Source organism: Halohasta sp. A2, assembly GCF_056175805.1.
Window position 1 is genome coordinate 1 of the sequence record NZ_JAQFWV010000126.1, and the last position, 4,753, is coordinate 4,753.

At 52.3% G+C, this 4,753-nt stretch carries 6 protein-coding genes; 3 read left to right on the top strand and 3 right to left on the bottom strand.

Annotation, left to right across the window (positions count from 1 at the left end; all coding sequences use genetic code 11):
• Positions 1-225: 225 nt before the first annotated feature.
• Positions 226-1,188, bottom strand: coding sequence for a hypothetical protein (locus O2S87_RS18035; RefSeq protein ID WP_475410123.1), 963 nt, complete (start codon positions 1,186-1,188; stop codon positions 226-228).
• A gap of 136 nt (positions 1,189-1,324) precedes the next feature.
• The gene (locus tag O2S87_RS18040; RefSeq protein ID WP_475410124.1) at positions 1,325-1,666 is read right to left on the bottom strand and encodes a hypothetical protein; all 342 of its coding nucleotides are present in this window, start codon (positions 1,664-1,666) and stop codon (positions 1,325-1,327) included.
• Between the two features lie 93 nt (positions 1,667-1,759).
• Here O2S87_RS18040 and O2S87_RS18045 point away from each other — a divergent pair, with 93 nt between their 5' ends.
• On the top strand, positions 1,760-2,074 hold the full coding sequence (locus O2S87_RS18045) for a hypothetical protein (RefSeq protein WP_475410125.1): 315 nt from the start codon (positions 1,760-1,762) through the stop codon (positions 2,072-2,074).
• A gap of 75 nt (positions 2,075-2,149) precedes the next feature.
• On the opposite strand, the gene O2S87_RS18050 is transcribed toward O2S87_RS18045, so the two are convergent.
• Positions 2,150-2,410 carry an AbrB/MazE/SpoVT family DNA-binding domain-containing protein gene (locus O2S87_RS18050; RefSeq protein ID WP_475410126.1) on the bottom strand — a complete coding sequence of 87 codons (261 nt, stop codon included), beginning with the start codon at positions 2,408-2,410 and terminating at the stop codon, positions 2,150-2,152.
• 221 nt (positions 2,411-2,631) lie between these two features.
• On the opposite strand from O2S87_RS18050, the gene O2S87_RS18055 reads away from it, so the two are divergent.
• Entirely contained in the window at positions 2,632-2,982 is a 351-nt protein-coding gene (locus tag O2S87_RS18055) for a hypothetical protein (RefSeq protein WP_475410127.1), read from the top strand.
• Positions 2,983-3,571: 589 nt separating this feature from the next.
• Entirely contained in the window at positions 3,572-4,471 is a 900-nt protein-coding gene (locus O2S87_RS18060) for an acyltransferase (RefSeq protein ID WP_475410128.1), read from the top strand.
• The last annotated feature ends 282 nt before the right edge of the window (positions 4,472-4,753 follow it).

Consider the following 4,753-nt stretch of genomic DNA (forward strand, 5'->3'; position numbering starts at 1 on the left):
GCGATCGCTAGGTAGCTGAACTCGATTTTCTTTTCGACAACACTACTGAATCGGTTTGTCAATTTGTGCAGCGGTGTCTTCGGCCGATATCAGGTGTCGGGTGGTGTGGAATTCTTAGACAGGCTCATATGTTAGCAATTATAAAATTCAGGCTCCAACCACGCATCCGACGCACTCGTCTACACGGAGCCTCTCGAAGTAGAACCGGGAACCTCGAACCATGATTCACGTTTCTCGGGTTGACTCCTCAGAATCACCAGTCCACGCTGCAAGTTCCGGGAAACACGACGCACAGAACTCGACAACATTCCCTCGGTCGATGATGTCAGCAGCAGTTTGCCGTTTCTCATCAAGCATCTCTCGGAGTTCACTGTCTTCCTCTCCCCACAATGGAGAGAATTCGCGTTCATACCCGCACGGTGGTGTGTCCGCTCTGTGAACGACCGACGGCTTCGTATTCCCTGTCACCGAATAACGGTGTTCATGTTGTACCTGCGTCTCCAGGGCCTCGTCTCCGACCTGATCACGAACCGCTGAGAGCTCTGTTGGCTGTATCAATCTGAGCTCGGATACGTGTGCCATGAACGGCTCTGCCTCCATCGCCTCCTCGAACGACGTGTACGAAGCCTGTCGAAGCGGCATATACGAAACACGAAGCCGCCCGCCAGCCGAACCGACGTGTGCACGAACCGCGCGCGCCCGGTACAACAACGACGTGTACGATTCATGCACTGAGTCGATCTTCCACTCTGAGTCCAAGTCGTGACGGGTCGATAATGCGAACACGATTCCTTCAACACCTTGTTCGCAGAGAATCCCACCATCGCTTCGTTCTTTCTCGATTCGACGGTCCGTCGCGTACGCTGGGAAACACTCGACACACGGATCGATACCGCGTTCAAGCGCTTCTCGGTGTGTGAGGAACAAATGAGGAGAGTCCCCGGCATCAGCCTTCGAATCACTGTTGGGCTCTACGGTTACCCCTGCTGAAGTCACAACCTCGTCATCCGTAACTGCCGGTGGTTCGCCATCAGCAATCTTCTCGGCGTCGTGAAACCCGTGGAACGTGTCGAAATCGGGTTGTCCGTCCTCATCGAATTCGAACCACCATTCCACCGCGACCGGCGCGTCAAGCGACGGCGTTCCTTCATTCAAAGGCGAGAGCTCTGCTGGGTCCGACTCAGTCATACCAGATGATTCGCCTGTAGGCTCATAAGTCAACGACTGGATGCTGTCAGACTATATTTAAAAGCCAAACATAGATGATGTGTTCGGGATGAACAGGTGATGACCTCACAGATGATCGCCTAGAGTGTAAGTACCCCTACTCTGTGCCAACGTTGTTGAGCGCACTATTCAACTCAAAGAGTTCTCGGACGACGTTGCTGTCCGCAACTCTGTACCGACGTGGAGACGTGTTCTGAACTTCCTCGATAACTTCAACCTCAAGGAGGAGATCAGTATAGTTCCCGACAGTCTGGCGAGTAACACCGGCGTGCTCTGCGAGTTCGGTTTTGTTGAATTCACGGTTCGGCGGGAGATCAAGCAACGCATCTACCAGAATTGGGATGGCATCGTGCTGTGTGAGGTAGAGCCACCCGCTTGGGTGGTCCATACGGAGTTGCTTTTTTTCTCCGCGGTCAGCTGCGTGTTCCATACTGCTCATACCGTGAGATAACACCCATGTGTTCATAAGTATTTCCACCACTGTTAAGTGCCACTAACAGCATTTATATTAAAGTGGGTTTATCTATCGGTTATGGAGAAACCGTCGGTGAAGTGTGCCCTCCTGGCGACGATGATTGCGAAACATAAGTGGGGCACACCAATCACAGAGGAATCTCTCCTCAGTCTCTCAGCTATTGGAGACGACTACCCTACCGCACGTGAGGTCTACGCCAACCTCCGAAGCGAACCCTATATCACCTACCGTGGAAACCGTGGTATTGAACTCAATAAGAGCAATTTCGACGACCTCGCTAATGTTCTCTATCACGAGTGTCGATGGGAAGCTTGGGAGATCAAGAGTCGGTTGAAACACTACGAGGGCATCGATAACCATGACTGGGCATGAACGCCTTGTCTTGTCCTTCTTAGCGTCGACAACAGAACCAAATGCGATTGTCGGTGCTTTCGTTGTCTGTTAAGATCAGTTGAATGGATTTTCCTCGTCCCCGGCCAGATCATGTGTTTCGAGGCTGTCACCGCCCATCGGAGCCTTCATGTCGTCGTCTTCGAATGCTCCATAGCGCTGCTTGACCACTTCTACGGAGAGATTCCCTTCCTCATCAGTGTTCCAGCGGAGTTTGTCACCTGGCTCAAGATCGAGTTGTCGACGGAGGTCCACCGGGATCGTGACTGTTCCTCTATCACTAACCTTGGATTCTGCATGGACCTCTTTGGTTGACATACGCTCTATCACGGACTAGTACGCAATACATGTTATCCACATATAGATCTACAAAAAGGTCAGAATATAAATATATTTTTCATTGGATCGAAAACCAGCGAGACTCGTTGGAAATTAGTAAGAGCCAGGTTGTATATCCCGCTATTTATTTGCCAAACCAAGTAAGCTATACAACGGGTCGTACTCACTACGGTTATATCATAAAGTAAATATTTGTAATCATGAGCCGAGAACGAACCGAATTCGGGCAGTATGCTGAAACAGTCACGATCGACCGTGTGCGGCAAGTTTTCAGGACAGTTGCTGGACCAGCTGTGACTAGTGCTGATATTGCATCGGAACTCGGCGTGACAGCAGAAGCTGCTCGGTGGAAATTGAATGAGTTTCATAGTCAAGGGATGCTCGGTAAACGGAAGACAGCTGGACGGAATATCTACTGGCTTCAACCGGCGGGCGATGTCACAGGTATCAATCCGGAAGATCCCGTCTGGGAAACAGATCCAATACTCGGTGATGAGACAGTAAGTGAAGCAGATCTCGATGATATACTGTATGGCGAGATCAGTGAGTAGTGCTGTCTAGCGATCTCCAGTTATCGTCGAGACTGGGATGTTTTTCGCGCACTATCACCAGCCAGCGGAGTAGCACACGCGTGCGCGGGAAGCACTCAATTGTCATTGTGATCGGTACGCATTGCGTGTTACAAAGAGAATCATGAACTGAGAGATGCTAATATTGGCCCTCAACGGGAGCTAGTCCCGGTCCAAAGCCGACTTTTTGCACGTTATTGTACAAACGTGCAATTAGATCGTCCACAGCGATTCGCAAAGCCGTGAGGAGGTCAGCGATTTAGTCACTCATCTAGTAGATTTGCCAGTGAAACACACAGAGCTTGTATGTAGCACTACACCGGGTCTTGTTTCACGTTTCCCACGGTACACCGTCCGCAAATGCCGTAGTGTCCGTCCCTGAGGAACGAAATCGATTATTTATAATAATCCAATTTTTTCAGCGAAAACTAGTTAATATGGTGGGTGCTATTGTACAACACGGTACAAATGTTGCAAGTGACGCCATCCATGCAAGTGGTGCGGCTGCCGCCGCGCGTTGCGATCAACCGTCTTTCCAACTCGGATACCACCCGAAACACCACTGCGACTTATGAAACGACACATCGAACTCCCGTCGGACGCACAGGAAGTTATTGACCAGGCCGTCGATCATATTGATAGGCGGCTCTCATCGGACGCCGACACCGCGACAGTGGTCCAAGAGACGCTCATCGACCTCTTCGGGGAGCGCCAGGTGTACGATCAGTATCGGGCCGGTCGGGAGCTACCACCGATGACCCGGGTCAGACTCCGGAGTTACAACCCGCAAAACGCCTTCATTGAGGCCGAACACTGGGCCGAGCAGGAACACGAGGAACTCCAGGAAGCGAAATACCTCCAGTACCTCTGGCGCGGCTTCGACCTCTCGCCGCTGTCGAACAACGTCGCGTTCGCGCTCCCGTTCCGCCAAATGCTCGCCAACCACCTCTTCGCAGACGCTGGCGACGGCCTCCGTCTGTTTGGCGGGATCAAGATTCAGTGCGGCCACAACATCGAAATGGGCGACAACACCGTCGTCCACAACGACGTGTTACTCGACGACCGGGGTGAACTGGTCATCGGCGATCGGGTCTCCATCGCGGACCGGGCCCACATTCACACCCACAGCCACGACGTTGTCGACCAGTCCGACGTGACCACCTACCGGACGGTTATTGAGGACGACGTACGCCTAGGCTACGACGCCATGGTGAACGCCGGGTGTCAGATCGGCGAGAACGCGATGGTCGGCACCTCTGCGATGGTCCGGGGAGACGTGCCGGCACACCACATCGCCGTCGGCTCCCCCGCTGAAGGCATAAAGGTCAAACCCGGGTGGGAATCTGTGGCCGACGACCTTGGTGCCCTAGCGGACAGACGATCATCTCGGAAACTCGACCGTGAACTGGACAACGACGTGGCTTTTTTCGACGAGTTCGACCGGAACCTCACGCCCACAAACGGACTCTAGGGACGCTGCTCCGGACCTCGGGCAAACTGTGCGACTGTCGTCAATATACAAACATGCAATTAAATCGTTCACCGCGATTCGTAAAGACCGTCAAGAAGCCAGTGCAACACACAGAGGTTGTATCTCGGAATAGTTCTGTCAGTTAATTCGAAGTGAGTCTCAGTCGATCACATCGGGTTAGATGGAGTGTCTGTTTGGAAGTAGTGTGAAACAAACCCAAACAGACAATCAGATCGAAGAAGAGCATCTGCTTAATTTTGTCGTCAACACTCTCGACGAGGA

Coding starts and splice junctions, on each gene's coding strand:
- O2S87_RS18035 (WP_475410123.1), bottom strand. CDS start 1,188: ATGACTGAGTCGGACCCAGCAGAGCTCTCGCCTTTGAATGAAGGAACG.
- O2S87_RS18040 (WP_475410124.1), bottom strand. CDS start 1,666: ATGAGCAGTATGGAACACGCAGCTGACCGCGGAGAAAAAAAGCAACTC.
- O2S87_RS18045 (WP_475410125.1), top strand. CDS start 1,760: ATGGAGAAACCGTCGGTGAAGTGTGCCCTCCTGGCGACGATGATTGCG.
- O2S87_RS18050 (WP_475410126.1), bottom strand. CDS start 2,410: ATGTCAACCAAAGAGGTCCATGCAGAATCCAAGGTTAGTGATAGAGGA.
- O2S87_RS18055 (WP_475410127.1), top strand. CDS start 2,632: ATGAGCCGAGAACGAACCGAATTCGGGCAGTATGCTGAAACAGTCACG.
- O2S87_RS18060 (WP_475410128.1), top strand. CDS start 3,572: ATGAAACGACACATCGAACTCCCGTCGGACGCACAGGAAGTTATTGAC.